The sequence below is a fragment of the Enterobacter sp. BWH64 genome (genome assembly GCF_001037645.1).
GTDB classification, from domain to species: Bacteria; Pseudomonadota; Gammaproteobacteria; order Enterobacterales; family Enterobacteriaceae; genus Enterobacter; species Enterobacter hormaechei_C.
On sequence record NZ_KQ089922.1, the window covers coordinates 48,719 to 70,042 of the forward strand.

At 55.8% G+C, this 21,324-nt stretch carries 21 protein-coding genes; 6 read left to right on the plus strand and 15 right to left on the minus strand.

Features of this window, described 5'->3' with window-relative positions; all coding sequences use genetic code 11:
• Positions 1–3: 3 nt before the first annotated feature.
• The 3 genes from SK50_RS00240 to ghrB all read left to right on the plus strand — a co-directional run bounded on the left by SK50_RS00240 (position 4) and on the right by ghrB (position 3,342).
• Complete coding sequence (locus SK50_RS00240; protein WP_023315195.1) at positions 4–942, plus strand: sugar kinase; 939 nt, start codon at positions 4–6, stop codon at positions 940–942.
• Between the two features lie 117 nt (positions 943–1,059).
• Positions 1,060–2,340: an MFS transporter gene (locus SK50_RS00245; protein ID WP_017694735.1), complete on the plus strand. Its 1,281-nt coding sequence runs from the start codon at positions 1,060–1,062 to the stop codon at positions 2,338–2,340.
• Positions 2,341–2,367: 27 nt separating this feature from the next.
• Positions 2,368–3,342 carry a glyoxylate/hydroxypyruvate reductase GhrB gene (ghrB, locus tag SK50_RS00250; protein WP_045343856.1) on the plus strand — a complete coding sequence of 325 codons (975 nt, stop codon included), beginning with the start codon at positions 2,368–2,370 and terminating at the stop codon, positions 3,340–3,342.
• Positions 3,343–3,400: 58 nt separating this feature from the next.
• On the opposite strand, the gene cspA is transcribed toward ghrB, so the two are convergent.
• Together cspA and SK50_RS00260 are read right to left on the minus strand one after the other, a co-directional pair.
• On the minus strand, positions 3,401–3,613 hold the full coding sequence (gene cspA / locus SK50_RS00255) for a transcription antiterminator/RNA stability regulator CspE (protein ID WP_003860775.1): 213 nt from the start codon (positions 3,611–3,613) through the stop codon (positions 3,401–3,403).
• Positions 3,614–3,857: 244 nt separating this feature from the next.
• Positions 3,858–4,568, minus strand: coding sequence for a DUF3053 domain-containing protein (locus SK50_RS00260; protein WP_017383576.1), 711 nt, complete (start codon positions 4,566–4,568; stop codon positions 3,858–3,860).
• A gap of 330 nt (positions 4,569–4,898) precedes the next feature.
• On the opposite strand from SK50_RS00260, the gene SK50_RS00270 reads away from it, so the two are divergent.
• Complete coding sequence (locus SK50_RS00270; RefSeq protein WP_003860776.1) at positions 4,899–5,186, plus strand: HTH-type transcriptional regulator; 288 nt, start codon at positions 4,899–4,901, stop codon at positions 5,184–5,186.
• 38 nt (positions 5,187–5,224) lie between these two features.
• Here the strand turns inward: SK50_RS00270 and SK50_RS00275 are convergent, their stop codons facing one another.
• The 3 genes from SK50_RS00275 to ubiD form a co-directional block, all read right to left on the minus strand.
• On the minus strand, positions 5,225–6,844 hold the full coding sequence (locus SK50_RS00275; RefSeq protein WP_045343857.1) for an ABC-F family ATP-binding cassette domain-containing protein: 1,620 nt from the start codon (positions 6,842–6,844) through the stop codon (positions 5,225–5,227).
• Between the two features lie 216 nt (positions 6,845–7,060).
• Entirely contained in the window at positions 7,061–7,762 is a 702-nt protein-coding gene (gene fre / locus SK50_RS00280; RefSeq protein ID WP_003860778.1) for an NAD(P)H-flavin reductase, read from the minus strand.
• Positions 7,763–7,801: 39 nt separating this feature from the next.
• The gene (ubiD, locus tag SK50_RS00285) at positions 7,802–9,298 is read right to left on the minus strand and encodes a 4-hydroxy-3-polyprenylbenzoate decarboxylase (protein ID WP_033486949.1); all 1,497 of its coding nucleotides are present in this window, start codon (positions 9,296–9,298) and stop codon (positions 7,802–7,804) included.
• Positions 9,299–9,467: 169 nt separating this feature from the next.
• Here ubiD and rfaH point away from each other — a divergent pair, with 169 nt between their 5' ends.
• Entirely contained in the window at positions 9,468–9,959 is a 492-nt protein-coding gene (rfaH, locus tag SK50_RS00290; RefSeq protein ID WP_003860779.1) for a transcription/translation regulatory transformer protein RfaH, read from the plus strand.
• Here rfaH and tatD read toward each other — a convergent pair.
• From tatD to udp, 9 genes are all read right to left on the minus strand, one after another.
• Entirely contained in the window at positions 9,956–10,738 is a 783-nt protein-coding gene (gene tatD / locus SK50_RS00295) for a 3'-5' ssDNA/RNA exonuclease TatD (RefSeq protein ID WP_017694739.1), read from the minus strand. The two genes, rfaH and tatD, sit on opposite strands and share 4 nt — an antisense overlap.
• Before the next feature lie 41 nt (positions 10,739–10,779).
• Positions 10,780–11,550: a Sec-independent protein translocase subunit TatC gene (gene tatC, locus SK50_RS00300; RefSeq protein ID WP_015569997.1), complete on the minus strand. Its 771-nt coding sequence runs from the start codon at positions 11,548–11,550 to the stop codon at positions 10,780–10,782.
• Positions 11,551–11,552: 2 nt separating this feature from the next.
• The gene (gene tatB, locus SK50_RS00305; protein ID WP_003860783.1) at positions 11,553–12,095 is read right to left on the minus strand and encodes a Sec-independent protein translocase protein TatB; all 543 of its coding nucleotides are present in this window, start codon (positions 12,093–12,095) and stop codon (positions 11,553–11,555) included.
• A gap of 3 nt (positions 12,096–12,098) precedes the next feature.
• Positions 12,099–12,353, minus strand: a complete 255-nt coding sequence (tatA, locus tag SK50_RS00310; protein WP_003860787.1) for a Sec-independent protein translocase subunit TatA — start codon at positions 12,351–12,353, stop codon at positions 12,099–12,101.
• A gap of 76 nt (positions 12,354–12,429) precedes the next feature.
• A complete protein-coding gene (gene ubiB / locus SK50_RS00315) occupies positions 12,430–14,070 on the minus strand; it encodes a ubiquinone biosynthesis regulatory protein kinase UbiB (protein WP_015569998.1) in 1,641 nt (546 codons plus the stop codon).
• Complete coding sequence (locus SK50_RS00320; RefSeq protein ID WP_048228957.1) at positions 14,067–14,672, minus strand: ubiquinone biosynthesis protein UbiJ; 606 nt, start codon at positions 14,670–14,672, stop codon at positions 14,067–14,069. Before SK50_RS00320 ends, ubiB begins: the two co-directional genes overlap by 4 nt.
• A 13-nt stretch (positions 14,673–14,685) precedes the next feature.
• Complete coding sequence (gene ubiE / locus SK50_RS00325) at positions 14,686–15,441, minus strand: bifunctional demethylmenaquinone methyltransferase/2-methoxy-6-polyprenyl-1,4-benzoquinol methylase UbiE (RefSeq protein WP_003860790.1); 756 nt, start codon at positions 15,439–15,441, stop codon at positions 14,686–14,688.
• Positions 15,442–15,507: 66 nt separating this feature from the next.
• Entirely contained in the window at positions 15,508–16,965 is a 1,458-nt protein-coding gene (rmuC, locus tag SK50_RS00330; RefSeq protein WP_048228959.1) for a DNA recombination protein RmuC, read from the minus strand.
• Positions 16,966–17,103: 138 nt separating this feature from the next.
• Positions 17,104–17,865 (minus strand): uridine phosphorylase, encoded by a 762-nt coding sequence (gene udp, locus SK50_RS00335; protein WP_003860792.1) that lies wholly within the window; start codon positions 17,863–17,865, stop codon positions 17,104–17,106.
• Positions 17,866–18,124: 259 nt separating this feature from the next.
• On the opposite strand from udp, the gene SK50_RS00340 reads away from it, so the two are divergent.
• The gene (locus SK50_RS00340; protein WP_023302906.1) at positions 18,125–18,931 is read left to right on the plus strand and encodes a dienelactone hydrolase family protein; all 807 of its coding nucleotides are present in this window, start codon (positions 18,125–18,127) and stop codon (positions 18,929–18,931) included.
• Between the two features lie 47 nt (positions 18,932–18,978).
• Here SK50_RS00340 and metE read toward each other — a convergent pair whose 3' ends face one another.
• A complete protein-coding gene (gene metE, locus SK50_RS00345; RefSeq protein ID WP_023302905.1) occupies positions 18,979–21,240 on the minus strand; it encodes a 5-methyltetrahydropteroyltriglutamate--homocysteine S-methyltransferase in 2,262 nt (753 codons plus the stop codon).
• Positions 21,241–21,324 lie beyond the last annotated feature (84 nt).

A 21,324-nucleotide genomic window follows, 5' to 3' on the forward strand; every position in this document is an offset into this window, starting at 1 on the left:
ACCATGCACAAGACGCTGGATGTCATCACCATTGGCGAGGCCATGGCGATGTTTGTCGCCACCGAAACGGGCGAGCTGAGCGCAGTGGAGCACTTCATTAAACGCGTGGCAGGTGCCGAGCTGAATGTTGCTACCGGCCTTGCGCGGCTGGGGCTGAATGTCGGCTGGGTAAGCCGCGTGGGAAATGACAGCTTTGGCCATTTTGTTCTCGACTCGCTGAAAAAAGAGGGCATTGATGCCGCAGGCGTGACCCTCGACGGACGCTTCCCGACGGGCTTTCAGCTGAAATCTAAAGTTGAAAATGGAACCGATCCCATCGTGGAGTATTTCCGCAAAGGCTCAGCGGCAAGCCATCTCTCCGTGGATGATTATCACGCCGCGTATTTCTCCTCCGCGCGCCACCTGCACCTGAGCGGCGTGGCGGCGGCGCTCTCGGCCAGCTCGTACGATTTACTGGATCACGCGGCTTCGGCAATGAAAGCACAGGGCAAAACGATCTCTTTCGATCCTAACCTGCGCCCGGTGCTGTGGAAAAGCGAAGCGGAGATGGCTGAGAAACTAAACCGACTGGCGTTTCAGGCGGACTGGGTTCTGCCTGGCATAAAAGAGGGAATGATCCTCACTGGCGAAAGCACGCCCGAAGGCATTGCTGATTTTTACCTCAACAGAGGGGTAAAAGCCGTGGTGCTGAAAACCGGTGCCGACGGCGCATGGTTCAAAACTGCCGACGGTGAGCAAGGCGCTGTCGCTGCGGTAAAAGTCGACAACGTGGTCGATACCGTGGGCGCGGGCGATGGGTTTGCCGTCGGAGTCATCAGCGCCCTGCTGGAGGGCAAACCACTGTCGCAGGCCGTGGCGCGAGGCAACAAAATTGGTTCGCTGGCGATTCAGGTGCAGGGCGACAGCGAAGGATTACCAACACGAGCAGAGCTCGGCGTCTAAATTCCCTCTCCCTGTGGGAGAGGACCAGGGTGAGGGCAGCAATCCGCACCAGATAATTAAGCCACCGTGTACCCTACAGACAACGGCGGCAACAACCTCAACAACAGAGGCAAGCCTATGAACAGTTCGACCAATGCAGTAAAACGCTGGTGGTACATCATGCCAATCGTGTTTATCACGTACAGCCTGGCGTACCTGGATCGTGCCAACTTCAGTTTCGCATCCGCCGCCGGGATCAACGAAGACCTCGGGATCACCAAAGGGGTCTCCTCCCTGCTGGGTGCCCTCTTCTTCCTGGGTTATTTCTTCTTCCAGATCCCCGGCGCGATTTACGCTGAACGCCGCAGCGTGCGAAAGCTCATTTTCATCTGCCTGATCTTATGGGGTGCCTGTGCGTCGCTTACTGGCGTGGTGAATAACATTCCTGCTCTGGCGGCTATTCGCTTTATTCTCGGCGTGGTTGAGGCGGCCGTCATGCCAGCAATGCTGATTTATATCAGCAACTGGTTCACAAAATCTGAGCGTTCACGTGCCAATACGTTCCTGATACTCGGTAACCCGGTCACCGTGCTGTGGATGTCGGTGGTTTCCGGCTACCTGATCCAGTCCTTCGGCTGGCGCGAGATGTTCATCATCGAAGGGGTTCCCGCGATTATCTGGGCCTTCTGCTGGTGGGTGCTGGTGAAAGATAAGCCAGCCCAGGCAAAATGGCTTTCTGAGGACGAAAAAGCCGCACTCCAGGCGCAGCTGGATAAAGAGCAGCAGGGGCTGAAAGCGGTGCGTAACTACGGCGAAGCCTTCCGCTCCCGGAACGTTATTCTGCTGTGCGCACAGTATTTTACCTGGAGTATTGGCGTGTACGGCTTTGTGCTGTGGCTGCCGTCGATTATCCGCAGCGGCGGTGAAAACCTTGGCATGGTGGAAGTGGGCTGGCTGTCATCCGTGCCTTACCTGGCTGCGACCATCGCGATGATTATCGTCTCCTGGGCATCGGACAAGCTGCAAAACCGTAAGCTGTTCGTCTGGCCGCTGCTGCTGATCGCTGCTTTTGCCTTCATTGGCTCCTGGGCCGTAGGCGCAAACCACTTCTGGGTCTCGTACACTCTGCTGGTGATTGCGGGTGCGGCCATGTATGCCCCGTATGGTCCGTTCTTTGCCATCATCCCGGAAATGCTGCCGCGTAACGTCGCAGGGGGCGCGATGGCGTTGATCAACAGTATGGGTGCGCTGGGTTCGTTCTTTGGCTCGTGGTTTGTGGGCTATCTGAACGGCGCCACCGGCAGCCCGTCGGCCTCTTACATCTTTATGGGGGTGGCGCTTTTTGCCTCGGTATGGCTTACTCTGATTGTTAAGCCTGCTAATAATCAACAGCTACCCGTCGGCGCACGCCACGCCTGAATCCTTTTAAAATCAACGGAGATTAGCATGAAGCCGTCCGTCATTTTGTACAAAGCACTGCCTGAAGACCTGCAAAAACGCCTGGAGGAACACTTTACCGTTACCCGGGTAAAGAACCTCAGCCCGGAAACCGTGGCACAGCACGCCGACGCGTTTGCCAGCGCCGAGGGCCTGCTGGGTTCGAGCGAAAAGGTGGATGCAGCGCTGCTGGAGAAAATGCCGAAGCTTCGTGCTACCTCAACCGTTTCGGTGGGATACGACAATTTCGACGTGGATGCGCTAAACGCGCGCAACATCCTGCTGATGCACACGCCGCATGCCCTGACGGAAACCGTCGCCGACACGCTGATGGCGCTGGTGCTCAGCACCGCCCGTCGCGTGGTGGAAGTGGCCGAGCGCGTGAAAGCGGGCGAATGGACGAAAAGCATTGGCCCGGACTGGTTCGGCGTGGACGTTCATGGCAAAACGCTGGGGATTGTTGGGATGGGCCGTATCGGACTGGCGCTGGCACAGCGCGCGCATTTTGGCTTCAACATGCCCATCCTGTATAACGCACGCCGTCACCACAGTGAAGCTGAAGAACGTTTCAATGCCCGCTACTGCGAGCTTGATACGCTGTTGCGGGAAGCCGACTTTGTCTGCCTGATTCTGCCGCTGACGGATGAAACGCGTCATCTCATCGGCAAATCGGCGTTTGAAAAGATGAAGAAATCGGCCATTTTCATCAACGCGGGTCGTGGTCCGGTGGTCGATGAGAAGGCGCTGATTGAGGCACTGCAAAACGGTGAGATCCACGCAGCCGGTCTGGACGTGTTTGAACAGGAGCCGCTGCCGGTGGATTCTCCGCTACTGACCATGCCGAACGTCGTCGCCCTGCCCCACATCGGCTCTGCCACTCATGAAACACGCTACAATATGGCGGCGACCGCCGTGGATAATCTGATTGCCGCGCTCGGCGGTAAAGTGGATAAGAACTGCGTTAACCCACAGATACAACAGTAGAAACGAAAAAACCCGCCAGAAGGCGGGTTTTTGAATTTTGTGCTACTGGGCTGGAAGCTTACAGGCTTACAACGTTACCAGCTGCTGGGCCTTTAGCGCCGCTTTCGATGGTGAAGGAAACTTTCTGACCTTCATCCAGAGATTTGTAGCCATCGTTCTGGATAGCAGAGAAGTGTACGAACACGTCTTTAGAGCCATCGTCAGGAGTGATGAAGCCGAAACCTTTATCAGCGTTGAACCATTTTACCAGACCAGTCATTTTAGCAGACATAGAAATTACCTTATTAACAAATATATTGTGCCTTCCGGCTTGATGGATTGCGTTACAGATTTTTAAGCGATGAAGGAAGGGTCACTACGAAGGGTATCTATGGATAACAATCTGGACTGCTTTACTAAACTGCTTTAGGTCTGTGTAACAAACCGACGAACATAGTTATACCGATGTGGTAGATGAATGACAAGCGTTATTTTCATCAAGCATAAAAAAAACCCCGCCGAAGCGGGGGTTTTTCTTATTCCGTAGCAGCGACCGCTGCGCTCCAGGCCTGGCTAAAGGCCTGATGCTGGGACGCGAGCGGCCCGATCAGCGCGTTGTACTGGCTCGCCTGCTGGGAGGTCGGGAACTGGATACCGTTAGAGACGAAGCTCACCTGCGTACCTTGTTCACTAATAAAGTCACCCACCTGAACCAGCTGCTGAGTAAAGACCTGCGCCGCCGGTATCAGCGGTTGCAAGGCGTTTGACGGCTTGGTCACGACTTTCTCATACACCTGGTCATAGACCGGTTTGAGATCCTCGCCCTGCTTCAACGCGGAACGCGACGCATCAGCCTGCATTTTGGCATTTTGCAGCTGCTGGCTCAGTACCCCAAGCGCGCCATTTGACTGGCGCAGCGGTTCGCGCTGGGTCATATAATCCTGTGGAACGCGGATGGCATTCACGCTATCCACTACCGGGCGAATACCGGAATCCATCGCCTGGCTTACCTGCTGTGAATAGCCATACAGAATGGCGTAATCCGACACGAATGGACCAAACTGTTTTTTCTGATCCGCAGTCAGCGTTGGTAAACGCTCGCCGCTACGCATCACTGTATTCTGTAGAAAATCGATAAACGCTTTGCGCTGATCGCCTTCTTTATCGAAACACCCACTCAGGCTAACAACCATCAACAACGCCGCAATAGGCGCAAACCAGCGAGAGCAGGACTTTCCTGTCGCCATTTTATTACTCCTTTCACCTAAAAAGCGCACACCGGCACACGCGTGCCCAACGCTGACAAGGATAGTCCAGGTCAGCCTTGCAAGATAGAGTTTTCATGCAAAACGGGTATTCCCGTTTTTGTACTGACTATTTACAAAAAAATACCTGTGCATCCCTACATATGACTAATCAGGTAATTAGCATAACTATCCATATAGCTGAAACGCGTAAAGCGATCGTTATCGCACAATTAATCACAGCCGTGACGATCCTGTGTCTGGTTTAGGGACTATTCTTAACAGGCTCTCTGATGTTCATGATCCCGATGTGTGATTTATGAGGAGTTCTCAATGGAATTAAAAGATCCTGAGTTTGAGCTGCTGAGCAGCCTGGAACAGATTATTTTTAAAGATGTACCGCCGACGGTTACCCTGAATCAAAAGTCCAATCCTTTTAGTGAATTTGAGCGTTTACGCAAAGGATCGGGCCTGAAAACAGATGAATTCGCAAGAGCGATGGGTGTCAGCGTAGCGATGGTGCTGGAGTGGGAGTCAAAACGTGAAAAACCTACCCCAGCCGAGCTAAAGCTGATGCGCCTGATCCAGGCAAACCCTGACCTTCGCAAGCAGTTAGCCTGATAAAGTTTGTTTGCCCCCGCCCTTGCGGGGGCTTGTGTTTACAGACTTTCACATCGCCATCCCGTCTCTTCCCACACCAGTTCATGCGTCAGCTTCAGCCCTGCCAGAAAGGCTTCATCATGCGACACCACCAGCAGCGCGCCGGGGTAATCGGCTAAGGCCGCTTCTATGGCCTGAACAGAGGCCAGATCAAGATGGTTGGTCGGCTCATCCAGAAGCAGCAGTTGCGTTGCCGCTTCACGCCACAATACGCAGGCCAGCGCGGCCTTCAGGCGCTCGCCGCCACTCAGTTCGGCCAGTGGAAGGGTCACTTTCTCTGCGCCCAGCTGAAGCTGCGCTAAACGGGTACGCAGCGCCCCCTCTTCGAGCGGCGTATTGCCCAGGCTAAGGTGTGTCATCACCGACTGCGACAGATCCAGCCGGGACAGATGCTGATCGAGATACGCACACCTGACGGAGACCTTACAGGTTCCCGTAACAGGGGCGGTTTCGCCCAACATCACTTTCAACAGCGTGGATTTTCCACAGCCGTTCGGCCCGCGTAGCGCCACGCGCATCGGGCCATCCATTCGCCAGTTTATCGGGGAGACAGGCACGTACGGAACCACCAGTTCTTCCAGCACCAGCACCTGTTTTCCTTCCGGGATTTCACTGCCCGGCAGGGTAAACATCACCGCGTTATCCTCTTCAACCCGCTCGCGTGCCTGGTTGACCGCAGCGTTCAGAGCATGATTTTGATCGCTATGCTGTTTTTTCCAGGAACCAATACGCTCTTTCGCCGCCCCTTTGTATTTGACCCGTTCAAACGAGGCGATGTTAAGGCTGTCGACCGTGCGAAGCGTTTTGGCTGAACGCCGCAGGCTGTCGTCATGCTCTTTATGCATACGGGCGCGGGTACGCTTGCGTTCGGTGGCAGCATGCTCCAGCGCGGCGCGGGCAGCCAGCTGCTCAGCATCACGCTGGGTTCGATAGCCAGCATAATTCCCACCGTAGCTGCGCAAGCCCAATGCGCTCAGTTCAAGGATACGCGATACCAGGGCCAGCAACTCACGGTCGTGGGAGGCCACCAGCACCCCGCCCTGATACCGGGAAAGCTGCTCGTAGAACCACACGCGGCCTTGCCTGTCGAGGTGGTTGGTCGGTTCGTCCAGCAGCAGGTAATCAGCATCTGCGGTGAATGCGCTGCACAGCAAAGCACGAATGCGCTCGCCGCCGCTCAGTTCTGCCGCGCGTTTATTCGGGTCAAAAGGGGGAAGTTTTGCAGCGATAAAAGCCTGGCTCAGCCGTTCAGCCAGATCCCAGTAACCGTCGAGCGTGTCGAGATCGTCGGGTTCATAATGACCGCTGTCGATGCGCGTGCGCGCCGCAAAGATCGCGTCGTAACCAAGCAGTCCGGCAAGCGTGGTATCCGCAGAAATATCCTGCTGTTGCGCCACATAGACGTGTGTACCAAAGCGCTCAATATGACCGCTGGCGGGTTCATCAACCCCTGCCAGCAGCCGCAGCAGCCGTGTTTTGCCGCTGCCGTTGCGGCCAACCAGCGCGCACACTGACGCATCCAGAGAAAGATTCAGCGGACCAAAAAGGATATCGCCCGTCGCAAACTGACAGGTGACCTGATGCAAAATAAAAGAGGGGGACTGCGCAAAATGAGCCATAAGCACTCCTGAATGAAATCAAAACATCCCCTGCCGACGCGGTGCGTTGAGCAAGGATCGAAATTCATCAGTCGTGTTTGTTCATTTTTGGGGGGGGCTCCTGAGGGCGAAATTTAACGGGAACAAGAATAACGGCAATGCGCCGCCCATTTCAAGGTTAAATTTTCACCAGGCTAATGCCCGAGCGTAAAAAACCCGCCGAAGCGGGTCTCTCAATCAGATAAACGCAAACGCATCGCCAAACAGACGATCTTCCCGCGCGTCACGCTCGTTGCAGAACAGGTCGCGGGCAATTTTTGCCATTTCAAAGCGACCGGCAATATAGATATCGTGCCCGGCCAGCGTCCCATGATCCTGCAATACCGCAGTCAGCACCGTACCGCTGCGCCCGCGCCAGCCCTCTTCAGGCTGCTCGACAACCGGCTCGATGCGCAGGTTTGGATGATTTACGCTCAGCGCTTCCAGCTCAGACAGATCGTAAAGATGCTTCTCTTCACGGCCGCCCCAGTAGATGGTGATATCGCGATTCGGGTTGCGCGCCAGCGCGGTCAGCAGAATAGAGCGGACATAAGAGAAGCCCGTGCCACCGGCAATCAGGATCAGCGGACGGTCTTCGTCTTCACGCAGCCAGGCCTCGCCATGAGGAATATCGACCACGATTTCACGCTCTTTCAGGATGCGGTCCATCACGGCCATCGCGTACAGGTTAAGCTCAGACGCACCAATATGCAGCTCAATAAATTCCTTCTCTGCTGGCGTTGAGGCCATAGAGAAAGGACGCTTATCACGCTCGTCCATCACGACCATCAGGTACTGACCGGCACGGAATGAGAAGGCCGCTTCAGGAACCAAACGGACGCGATATACGGTGTCGGTAATAGCATCTACCGACGTCACTTTACAGCTTAAGGTTGTCATTCGCTCTCTCTGTCGGGAAGTCTATAGGGCTAAACGGTCTTATTCTGCCTTACCGTTATTCATTATGGCCAGCTCGTCCCAGATCGCGTCAATTCGCGCGGTCACGGCAGGATCTTTTTTGATCGGGCGACCCCATTCACGGTCGGTTTCGCCAGGCCATTTGTTCGTGGCATCCAGTCCCATTTTTGAGCCAAGGCCGGAAACCGGCGAGGCAAAGTCCAGGTAATCAATCGGCGTGTTTTCCACTAACACCGTATCACGCGCCGGATCCATACGCGTGGTGATGGCCCAGATGACGTCATTCCAGTCGCGGGCATTGACGTCATCATCGCAGACAATCACAAACTTGGTATACATAAACTGGCGCAGGAAAGACCATACGCCCATCATCACGCGCTTAGCGTGACCGGCATACTGCTTCTTCATCGTCACCACCGCCAGGCGATACGAACACCCTTCCGGCGGCAGATAAAAATCAACGATTTCCGGGAACTGCTTTTGCAGGATCGGCACAAACACTTCGTTCAGCGCCACGCCAAGCACCGCCGGTTCGTCGGGTGGACGGCCGGTATAGGTGGAGTGATAGATGGCATCTTCACGCTGGGTAATGTGGGTGACGGTGAACACCGGGAAGTTATCCACTTCGTTGTAATAGCCGGTGTGGTCGCCGTACGGCCCTTCGGGCGCCAGCTCGCCCTGTTCAATGTAACCTTCCAGCACAATCTCTGCGCTGGCCGGTACTTCCAGGTCACTGGAGATGCACTTCACCACTTCGGTTTTGGTGCCGCGCAGCAGCCCTGCAAAGGCATATTCAGACAGCGTATCAGGAACAGGCGTCACCGCGCCCAGAATGGTTGCCGGATCGGCACCCAGCGCGACTGAAACCGGGAAGCGTTCGCCCGGATGGGCCGCGCACCACTCCTGGAAATCCAGCGCCCCGCCGCGATGGGACAACCAGCGCATGATGAGCTTGTTTTTGCCAATCAGCTGCTGGCGGTAAATGCCGAGGTTTTGACGCTCTTTATGCGGCCCACGCGTCACGGTGAGGCCCCAGGTGATCAGCGGTGCGGCATCGTCAGGCCAGCACTGCATGATGGGAATTTTGGTCAGATCCACCGCATCGCCTTCCAGCACTTTTTGCTGGCACGGCGCACCGCGCAGGCGTTTGGTGGGCATGTTCAGCACCTGCTTAAACTGCGGCAGCTTGTCGAACAGGTCGCGGAACCCTTTTGGCGGCTCCGGCTCTTTAAGAAAGGCCAGCAGTTTGCCCACTTCACGTAACGCCGTGACATCTTCCTGCCCCATCCCCAGCGCCACGCGGCGAGGTGTGCCAAACAGATTGCACAGCACCGGCATGGCGTAGCCTTTTGGGTTTTCAAACAGCAACGCCGGGCCGCCCGCGCGCAGGGTGCGGTCAGCGATTTCTGTCATTTCCAGATACGGATCAACAGGAAGCGTAATGCGTTTGAGTTCGCCCTGCTTTTCCAGCAGCGCCAGGAAGTCGCGTAGATCGTGGTATTTCATGCAGTTAATCATGGCCTCTCTGTAAGCGCTTCATTATACGGCGTAAGACCGCGTGATGCTGTAATTTTGTTAAATTAGCGTGAACTTCCACGACTTACTCTCTTTTTCGCCATTATAATCACCTTAGCGATCCCGCCAGGGTTTTGGTATGCTTGCGCCCCGAACAATGGGAAGAGTGATTATGCAGGCCTGGTATTTACTGTATTGCAAACGCGGGCAACTTCAGCGCGCGCAGGAACATCTTGAACGTCAGTCTGTTAACTGCCTGACACCCGTGATCACGCTTGAAAAAATGCAGCGTGGAAGACGCACGACCGTCAGTGAGCCTCTGTTCCCGAACTATCTGTTCGTCGAGTTCGACCCCGAAGTGATCCACACCACGACGATCAGCGCCACGCGCGGCGTCAGCCATTTTGTGCGTTTTGGCGCCCATCCGGCAAGAGTACCGTCATCGGTTATTCATCAGCTTTCTGTCTACCAGCAGCCTGAAGATATTACCGATCCGGAAACCCCTTATGCCGGCGACAGCGTGGTGATCACCGAAGGCGCCTTTGAAGGGTTACAGGCCATCTTCGCTGAGCCGGACGGTGAAGCGCGCTCCATGCTGCTGCTCAACCTGCTGAACAAAGAGGTGTTGCAGAGCGTTAAAAACACCGATTTCCGCAAAGTTTAGAACTGCACGCCGAACAGACGACGCACGTTATCATCGGTTTGTGCTGCCAGCCACTGGGCATCTTCTCCGCGCCAGTGCGCCACTCGCTCAGCAATATGCCCCAGGTAGGCCGGTTCATTACGTCGTGATGGCGGTTTGGGCTGCATATCCCGGGGCAACAGATACGGCGCATCCGTTTCCAGCAGCAAACGATCGGCCGGGATAACGGGTAACAGCTCACGCAGTTCCAGCCCACGACGCTCATCGCAGACCCAGCCAGTGATACCCAAATACAGCCCGCGGTTCAGGCAATCCAGCGCTTCCTGACGGGAGCCCGTAAAGCAGTGCAACACCGCGCCCGGCAGTTTCTCCAGCCAGGGTTCCAGTAGCGCCATAAAACGTTCATGCGCATCGCGACAGTGCATAAACACCGGCATCTCCAGCTCTGCTGCCAGCGCGAGCTGGGCGGTAAATGCCTTCTCCTGCTCTTCAGGCGTCGAGAAGTTACGGTTGAAATCAAGCCCGCATTCGCCAATGGCAACCACTTCTGGCGTTTGTGCCAGACGATGAAGCGCCTCAGCGCTTTCATGCGTCCACTGGCTGCTGTCATGAGGATGCACGCCTGCGGTGGACCAGCAGTGTTGATAGCGTTGCGCCAGCTGCCGTGCCTGCTCACTCTCATGCAGATTCGTTCCCGTCAGTAGCAGCCCACCCACGCCGGCGGCAAAGGCGCGCGCCACCACCTCATCGTGGTCTTTCGCAAACTGGGCGCTGGTGAGGTTAAGCCCGATATCAAACATACGTATCCCCATATGACAACCGCCCTGACGGGCGGTTGGTTTTATTCTTTAGTAGTCTCTTCAGACGGCTCGTCTTCTTCGTCCCGGGTACGCCCCTTTCCGACGTAGAAACGAGCGAAGAACACGCCGACTTCAAACAGGCAGTACATAGGTATCGCCAGTAAGGTTTGCGAGAAGACGTCCGGTGGCGTTAACAGCATACCTACGACAAATGCCCCCACCAGGATGTACGGGCGCTTCTTACGCAGATCGTCAGGCGTGGTCACCCCCACCCAGCAGAGCAGGACAATTGCTACGGGCACCTCGAAGGCGACACCAAAGGCCATAAACAGCGCCATCACGAAGCTGAGGTAGCTGGCGATGTCCGTCGACACCTGTACCCCTTCCGGTGCGGTATGCGTCAGGAAGCCGAAGGCCAGCGGGAAGACAACGAAGTAGGCGAACGCCATGCCGATATAAAACAGCAGCGAACTGGACACCAGCAGCGGAATAACCAGCTTGCGTTCATGCTTGTACAGCGCGGGCGCCACAAATGCCCAGACCTGATACAGAATGACCGGCGCAGAGGCAATCAACGACACCCAGAAGGTCAGTTTGATCGGGGTAAAGAACGGTGAAGCAACGTCTGTTGCAATCATCGTCGCGCCCAGAGGCATCTGTTTAATCAGCGGCGCGGAAACCACCTGATAGATATCGTTGGCAAAATAGACCAGACATAAAAAAATGAGGAAAACCGCAATAATGCAGTTTAACAGGCGCTTACGCAGCTCAATGAGGTGCGTAATAAGCGGTTGAGTATCATCTACTGCCATGTTTACGCTTTATCACTCGACGAGGGGGATGATTCGGAAACGGGCGCGGCGGGTTTTACCTCAGCCGTTTTGACCACGGGCTCTTCCGGCGGCACCTGCTTTTTCACTTCGGGCTCCTGCGGCGATTGCTCTGGCGAAGCAGCCTGATGCTCCGCGCTGGAAGGCGTTACACCCTCGCGCTGCTCTTCGCTACCCTTCACCACCGGATTGTGGATGGTGTTTGCTTCATCGCTCGCCTTCTCAGGATCGTTAATACTGTAAGAACGCTTCATGGATTCCGCCGCTTCGCGCAACTCATCCATTGATGCTTTCAGCTCCGGCGTCAGGTTGTCCATACTCGCCTTTTCAACCTTTTTCAGGCTGTCCTGAAATTCCTGAAGCTTCAGCTCCTGCGCCAGTTCGTTCTGCACGGTAGTTGCCAGCGAGCGAAGCGCCCGCACCCAGCCCACGACGGTTTTCACCGCAACGGGTAAACGCTGCGGCCCCAACACAATCAGACCAATCACAAAGACCAGCAGTAACTCACCAAAACCAATGTCGAACACGAATTACACCTGCTCTTTATCGTGACGTTTAGCCTCTTCCTTTTTGGCTTCGTCCTGCTTATCGGCGATGGATTTAGCGGTAAAATCAGCATCCTGACTGGTTTTTTCCTGCTTATTCTCATCATCGCTCATGGCTTTCTTGAAACCTTTGATTGACGCGCCCAGGTCGGAACCAATCGATCCGAGTTTTTTCGTGCCAAACAGCAGCACAACGATGACGGCAATGATCACTAACTGCCAGATACTGATACCACCCATGCGTGTTCCCCAGTGATAGATGATTAATTAGTCAGATCGCATTATACGTATGCAATCTCTCGATAGCGACGCTAATTCAGCGCGTTTTTCGCCAGCCAGCAAGCCAGACAACCACACCGGCAGCCATAATCCAGGCTGGCATCATTTCCCAGTCCGGACGATTGATCAACAGCAACGTGCCGCTTATCAGCAGCGTCGCGCCAATTCCGAAGAGATAGCGGGACTGCCCCTGACGCACGCGACTGGATTGAAGCTCGTGCGCGATTTTATCCATGCTGTGCTGAAGGTTCTTGCTCTGACGCAAACTGTCGTAAACCAGTTCAGGAATTTCAGGCATTTTTTCAATCCAGAACGGGCCTTTCTCTTTAAGCGAGCGAACCAGGGCTGGAATACCGACCTGATCCTTAATCCAGGATTCGAGGAACGGTTTCGCGGTTTTCCACAAGTCTAACTGAGGATAGAGCTGGCGGCCTACGCCCTCAACGTAAAGTAATGTTTTCTGAAGTAAAACTAATTGTGGCTGCACTTCCATATTGAAACGGCGTGCGGTGTTGAACAGGTTGAGCAGGACGTGTCCGAAAGAGATCTCCGAGAGCGGCTTTTCAAAAATCGGCTCACAGACGGTGCGGATCGCAAATTCAAACTCTTCCACGTTGGTATCTGGCGGAACCCAGCCTGAATCCACGTGCAGCTCGGCCACCTTACGGTAGTCGCGATTGAAGAAAGCGATAAAGTTCTCTGCGAGGTAGCGCTTATCCTCTTTATTCAGCGAGCCGACAATACCGCAGTCGATGCCGATGTATTTCGGATCTTCCGGGTGCTCATAGCTGACGAAAATGTTGCCCGGATGCATGTCTGCATGGAAGAAGCTGTCGCGGAAAACCTGAGTAAAGAAGACCTGCACGCCACGCTCGGCCAGCAGCTTCATGTTGGTGCCCTGCTTTTCCAGCGCAACAACATCCGAGACCGGAATACCGTAGATACGTTCCATCACCATCATGTTCTGACTGCAATAGTCAGAATAGACTTCAGGAACATACAGCATCGGGCTGTCTTCAAAGTTTCGACGCAGCTGAATGGCGTTCGCCGATTCACGCAGCAGGTTAAGCTCGTCAATCAGCGTTTTTTCGTATTCCCGAACCACTTCCAGCGGACGCAGACGGCGACCATCCGGCAACAGACGCGGCACCCAGCGAGCCAGGCGATAAATCAGCTTCATGTCTGCTTTGATAACCGGCAGGATATCCGGACGAATCACTTTGATGACCACCTCTTTGCCATTTTCCTTCAGGCGCGCGGTGTGAACCTGCGCAATAGAGGCAGAGGCCAGGGGCTGAATATCGAAATCATCAAACCAGGTCTCGATGGGGATATTGCCCATCGCTTCTTCGATTTGTTTCTTCGCTCTCTCTCCGTCAAACGGAGCAACGCGGTCCTGCAATAGCGCGAGCTGATCGGCAATCTGCGGTGGGAAAAGGTCGCGACGTGTTGAGAGCATCTGCCCAAACTTGATCCAGACCGGGCCCAGCTCCTGTAACGCAAGACGCAGGCGTGCGCCCAGCTCCTGATCCTTATGGCGATTCGGCATCCAGAATAGCGTGCGACGCCAAAGCCGAAGCGGCAGGGTGATACGCATTCTGGGGATAAGCTCGTCGAGCCCGTAGCTCAAAAAGGTGCGAACGATAAAATAGAGGCGCCGAATTTCACCAGGCGTCATTTGCCCTCCAGTTTTTCCAGCCGTTTGGTTAACGCATCAACTGCGCGCTCAACTGCCGCGGTCTCTTCTGCAAACCAGGCGACTTCTAAAGGCCCCGGCGCCATACGCCACTCTTCGGTCAGCACCTCGGCAGCGTAGCGCTGTTGACGGAGCAGACCTTTACGCAGGAAAGCGGAACCCGTGCGCAGCGTTTTGCTTATACCTTCAGCCGCGATGTCGCCGATATAGGGCGCCAGCAGTTCCGCCGGGTCGAATTCAGCCTGATCGCTGAATGCAACGAAGTTCTGTACCACCTGAATATCGCCTTCGACCTCCAGCTCACCGCTGCGAATAAGCGCCGTCATCTGCTGACGGTCACGCAGTTTTGGCAATACGCTCATGTGCGTAATCACCGAGCAGTCAGCCTCGCCTTCCCACTCACCCAGAACGTCAAGCTGGCGTTCGCTGAAGACCAACACAAGCGGCGTCGAGAACTCCTTTAAAACGATGCGCAGCACCTTTCCGTTAAGCCGCTGACGTGCGGTTTTCAGCGCCGGAGCGCGATACAGAAAGGCATTCAGCACATTCTCGATGCCAGCGGTGACTAAGGGTTTAATGGGCACGGGAAACCTCCACTCAGAACTTGTAACCACGATGCAGCGCGACGACACCCGCCGTCATATTGAAGTATTCCACGTTTTCAAACTCCGCATCCTGCATCATCGCTTTCAGCGTGTCCTGATCCGGGTGCATTCGGATGGACTCGGCCAGATAACGGTAACTTTCTGCATCGTTTGCCACCAGCTCGCCGATGCGCGGCAGAACGTGGAAGGAATAGGCATCATAAGCTTTGCTCAGCGGGTCGATAATCGGTTTAGAAAACTCGAGAACCAGCAGTCGGCCGCCCGGCTTCAGCACGCGGTACATGGAGCGCAGCGCTTTATCTTTATCGGTCACGTTACGCAGACCGAAAGAGATGGTGATACAGTCGAACGTATTATCCGGGAACGGCAGCGCTTCGGCGTTGGCCTGAACATATTCAACGTTGCCTACCACGCCGATGTTACGCAACTTTTCGCGTCCCATTTTCAGCATGGAGTCGTTGATATCCGCCAGCACCACGCGGCCGGTTTCGCCAACCAGACGGGAGAATTTAGCGGTCAGATCCCCTGTGCCTCCGGCTAAATCCAGCACCGTTTGTCCACGGCGCACGCCGCTGCAATCAATAGTGAAGCGCTTCCACAAGCGATGAATGCCAAATGACATCAAATCATTCATCACATCGTACTTCGCCGCCACGGAATGAAATACGTGGGCCACCATGTCAGCTTTCTGCGCTTTGGCGACAGTCTGAAAGCCAAAGTGCGTTGTGTCTTGTGAATCGTCAACCATCTCAGAGCCTGCTAATCAGTCAAATGTTCGTGAAGTGTAACAGATTGGGCGCATTTGCCCTACGTTTCAACCACCGTGAAAGAAACGCGCCGGCTGTGCTTCGGGGGATAAATTTGCCGCTAAATCGTTGTCTTCATTGCGGCTATTTTGCTCACCGTCGCCTTCACGCAGACGAAACTCTTCGTCCTGAGCCGTAGCCTGCTCCACCAGTTCCGGATTAATCTCGCGTTTAACTTCCACCCCCAGGCTGCGAAACGCCTCCGCCTGCGCCAGCAAATTGCCACGCCCGGAGGAGAGTTTTTTCATCGCCTGGCGGTAGTTATCCTGCGCGCGATCGAGGCTTTGCCCCACCGAGGACATATCGTCCACAAACAGCCGCATTTTGTCGTACAGCTTGCTGGCGCGATCGGCAATCTGCTGCGCGTTACGGCTTTGGTGCTCATAGCGCCACAGGTTGGCAATGGTACGTAACGCCACCAGCAGCGTGGTGGGGCTGACCAGCATAATGTTATTTTTCAGCGCTTCGGTGATCAGTTCGGGCTGTCTGTCGAGCGCCAGCAGGAAGGCAGGCTCGACCGGAATGAACATCAGCACATAATCCAGCGATCGCAGCCCCGGCAACTGCTGATAATCTTTTCTGCCAAGCAGACGGATATGGTTACGCACGGAGGCGATGTGCTCCTGCAACGCTGTTTCGCGGGTGTAGTCATCTTCCGCGTTGAAGTAGCGCTCATAGGCCACCAGCGTCATTTTGGCGTCGATAACCACATCTTTGCCCTGAGGCAGACGAACAATGACATCCGGCTGCATCCGCGATCGCGCATCGTTCTCAATGCTGACCTGCGTTTCGTATTCGTATCCTTCGCGCAGGCCAGAGGCCTCCAGCACGCGCGTCATGACCACTTCGCCCCAGTTTCCCTGCGCTTTGTTATCACCTTTCAGTGCGCGCGTCAGGTTAACCGCCTCCTGCGCCATCTGCGCATTCAGCTGCTGGAGATTACGAATTTCATGCGCCAGCGTGTGGCGTTCGCGGGCTTCCTGACCAAAGCTGTCCTGTACCTGACGGCGAAAGCCGTCCAGCTGTTCACGCAGCGGCGTCAGCAGGCTGTTCAGGCTCTGGCGGTTCTGCTCATCCACGCGGCGATTGCTGTGCTCAAAAATGCGGTTCGCGAGGTTCTCAAACTGCTCGCTAAGACGCTGCTCGCTGTTGATCATCTGACGGATTTTGTCTTCGGCGTGCAGTTGGGTGGACTCAAGACGGGTGGTCACTTCACGGAGATCGGCCTCCAGCGAGGTATTGATATCACGCAGATTGCGCAGTTCGTTATTGAGCAGTTCGCATTCGTCGCGCCAGTAGTCACTCAGCGCAAGCTGTTGTTTCGTCGCGCTAAGTTCAGCGACGATCTCCTCGCGCTCTGCCAGCTGTTCGGCTTTCTGCTGCGCATGCTGGTAGCCGGAAATGAGCCAGCCAATTCCCACGCTCACCAGCGCAATCACTGCATAAATCAGGATTGAGATATCCACAATGCCCCCTGCATCAACGTATTACCGCACAAAATAGAATTGTGCTGTATGAACGTCCAGTTTGAAAGGGTTTTCCTGCGAGGCGTTACGCAAAAAGAAAAGGCCGAGCATGTCGGCCTTTCAGCACTGAAGAGAGAATTAGATCAGGCGGCGCGCCGCTTCAACCACGATTTTCACCGCATGGCTTTCAGTCTGCTTCATGGTTTCAGCGTTCGGGATCTCCTGCTGAGTACGGTTGACGATAACGCCCGCCACCATACCGGCACGCAGACCCTGGCTTGCGCACATGGTCAGCAGCGTCGCAGATTCCATTTCGTAGTTCATGACGCCCATCGACTGCCACTCTTCCATGGAGCCTTTGAAACGGCTCACCACGCGACCAGAGAAGGTGTCGTAACGCTCCTGGCCCGGGTAGAAGGTATCGGAAGAGGCAGTTACGCCCACGTGGGTGGTGGCGCCCACGGACTTCGCGGCTTCAACCAGCGCGGTGGTGCATTCGAAATCGGCCACTGCCGGGAATTCCATCGGTGCAAAGTGCAGGCTTGCCCCGTCCAGACGCACGGATGCGGTGGTAACCAGCACGTCGCCCACGTTGATGTGCGGCTGAATGGCGCCTGTGGTGCCGATGCGCAGGAAAGTACGAATGCCCAGCTGCGCCAGCTCTTCAACGGCGATAGAGGTAGACGGGCCACCAATACCGGTAGAGCACACGATCACCGCTTTACCGTCCAGCTCTGCGCGCCAGGTGGTGAATTCGCGATGCGCTGCCAGCTTAACCGGCTTATCCATCAGCGCGGCGATCTTTTCCACACGCTCAGGATCGCCAGGGACGATAGCAAGCGTAGCCCCTTGTAAATCGTTTTTAGTGAGGCCGAGATGAAAAACATCAGACTTAGACATAGGTGACTCCTCTGTGGGTCGGTTTGTCAGAAGAAGTAAAACGGTACTTTACAGAAGCAATGTGCATTATTTCGTGATACACCTCACCATGAATGAAAATGATTGCAGTTAATTTCCATAAAATAGTGATTCACATCACATTAACAAGTTATATCGCCGGGTGCTGCACAAAAGATAGACGCTATAAGGCACTGTGGATTGTTAACCTGGTGTCTATATTTATCTTTGCGCTAATCCATTCATTGGTACGGAGAATGCCATGACTGAAAAAATCGGTTTTGCACCTGCTGCGGCCCCGCATGCTTCAACCATCGTCTCAACCCCTGAAGAGGCCATTACCGCAGGCGAGACCTCCATTCCCTCCCAGGGAGAGAACATGCCAGCGTACCACGCGCGGCCAAAATCCGCCGATGGCCCGCTGCCCATCGTGATCGTGGTGCAGGAAATATTTGGCGTTCATGAACATATTCGCGACCTCTGCCGCCGTCTGGCGCTGGAAGGTTACCTGGCCGTTGCGCCGGAACTCTATTTCCGTCAGGGCGATCCGAATGATTACAGCGACATCCCGACGCTGTTCAGCAACCTGGTCAGCAAAGTGCCGGACGCGCAGGTGCTGGCCGATCTCGACCACGTTGCCAGCTGGGCGGCGCGCAACGGTGGCGACCCGCACCGTCTGATGGTGACCGGCTTTTGCTGGGGCGGACGCATTAGCTGGCTGTATGCCGCGCACAATCCGCAGCTGAAAGCCGCTGTGGCCTGGTACGGTAAACTGGTGGGTGAAAAGACCCTGAACTCGCCGAAACATCCGGTTGATATCGCCACCGATTTAAATGCCCCGGTGCTAGGGCTGTATGGCGGCCAGGATACCGGCATTCCGCTTGATACCGTCGAGACCATGCGCCACGCGCTGCGGGCGGCAAACGCGAAGGCCGAAATCGTGGTGTACCCGGATGCGGGACACGCGTTTAATGCCGATTATCGTCCGAGCTATCACGCAGAATCGGCGAAAGATGGCTGGCAGAGAATGCTGGCGTGGTTCAGCCAGTACGGCGGGAAGAAAGCGTAATACAAAAAGCCCGGTGGCGGCTGCGCCAACCGGGCAATCCAGCCCCACTACGCCTGACGCAAATTCTGCGCCGCCTGCACCATGTTCGCCAGCGCCGCGCGGGTTTCAGGCCAGCCGCGAGTTTTCAGGCCGCAGTCCGGGTTTACCCACAGGCGTTCCGCCGGAATGCGCCGGGCGGCTTTTTGCAGCAGCGTTTCAATCCACTCCACGCTCGGCACGTTAGGGGAGTGAATGTCATACACACCCGGCCCGATTTCGTTCGGGTAGTCGAACTCTTCGAACGACTCCAGCAGCTCCATGTCTGAACGCGAGGTCTCGATGGTGATCACATCGGCGTCGAGCGCGGCAATGGAGTCCATGATGTCGTTAAATTCGCAGTAACACATGTGGGTGTGGATCTGCGTGTCGTCCTTCGCGACGGCCGCGTTGAGGCGGAACGCCTCCACGCCCCACGTCAGATAAGCATCCCAGTCGCTGCGACGCAGCGGCAAGCCTTCACGCAGCGCCGGTTCGTCGATCTGAATGATGCCAATCCCCGCCGCTTCCAGATCCGCCACTTCATCACGCAGCGCCAGGGCGATCTGTTTGGCGATGGTTTCCCGGGATACATCTTCACGCGGGAACGACCAGCAGAGAATGGTCACCGGCCCCGTAAGCATGCCTTTTACCGGTTTGTCGGTCAGAGACTGGGCATACTTCGCCCACTCCACGGTGATCGCTTCCGGGCGGCTGACGTCACCGATCACCACCGGCGGCTTCACGCAGCGGGAGCCGTAGCTTTGCACCCAGCCGTTCTGGGTAAAGACAAAGCCGTCCAGGTGTTCACCGAAGTATTCCACCATATCGTTACGCTCGGCCTCGCCGTGCACCAGCACGTCCAGACCCAGACGTTCCTGCTCGACGATCGCCTGTTTGATGTGCTCCGCAATGCCGGTGCGGTAGTGATTCGCATCCAGATTGCCCTTTTTGAAGTCCAGGCGCAGGCCGCGGATCTCGGTAGTCTGCGGGAAGGAGCCGATGGTTGTGGTCGGCCATGCGGGCAGGTTAAAGCGCGCACGCTGGGCTTCGGCGCGCACTTCATACGGGCTCTGGCGCTGGCTGTCCCGGGCAGTGATGGCCGCCAGACGTTTTTCCACCGCCGGGTTATGCACGCGCGTCGAGTGACGGCGCGCCTGGATCGGGGCGCTCCAGTCGGTAATCGCTGCCGTGTCGCCGCTGTTCAACGCGTCGCGCAGCAGAGCCAGCTCCTCACACTTTTGCAGGGCAAAGGCAAACCAGCTTTTCACCTCAGGGTCGAGTCGGGTCTCCACGCTCAGGTCGATCGGGCTGTGCAGCAGGGAACAGGAAGAGGCTACCCACAATTCACGTTTACCGACAATGTCCTTGATTTGTGCATATTTCCCGGTGAGATCGGCACGCCAGACGTTACGACCATTCACCAGACCGGCAGAGAGCAGCCACTCCGCAGGCAGACGCTTGTGCAACTCTGCCACATCGTCTTTGCCGTGAACGAGATCAACGTGCAGACCCTGAACCGGCAGCGCGGTAATGGTGTCGAGGTTCGGCGTTACGCCCTCGAAATAGGTGGTCAGCAGCAGCTTCACCTGGCCCGTGAGCGCGTCATACGCCGGTTTGAAGGCATCCAGCCACGCCTGTGGCAGCTCAAGCACCAGCGCCGGTTCATCGATTTGCACCCACTGAATACCGCGCTTACCCAGCTCAATCAGCACCTGCTTATAAACCGGCAGAATATCGTTCAGCAGGCTGAGGCGGTCGAACTGCTCGCCTTTCACTTTGCCCAGCCACAGGTAGGTGACCGGCCCCAGCAGCACGGGTTTCACCTGGTGACCCAGCGCCAGCGCTTCGTCCACTTCATCCAGAAGCTGGGTCCAGGTCAGTTTGAACTGCTGGCCCTTAACGAACTCCGGCACCATATAGTGATAGTTAGTGTTAAACCACTTGGTCATTTCCGCCGCTGCCGCTGGCTCACCCGTTGGCGCGCGGCCACGGCCGATGCGGAACAGGGTATCGATATCCACCGATCCATCGTTGTTCTGATGACGAGCCGGCACGTTGCCAAGCAGCAGGCTGGTGGTCAGAACATGGTCGTACCAGGCGAAATCGCCCACCGGCAGCAGGTCTACGCCCGCCTGTTTTTGCTGATCCCAGTGACGCGCGCGCAGCTCGCGCCCCACCGCCAGCAGTTCTTCGCGGGTGGCGTTACCCGCCCAGTAGCTTTCTTGCGCTTTTTTCAGCTCGCGACGCAGACCAACGCGAGGGAAACCGAGAGTGTGAGTGCGGATTGTCATGGCATACCCCTTGTAGAAATTCGTTATTTAGACGTCCAGATGTTTACACTTCTATAATTGGCAGGTACTGTATATTCCTCAAGC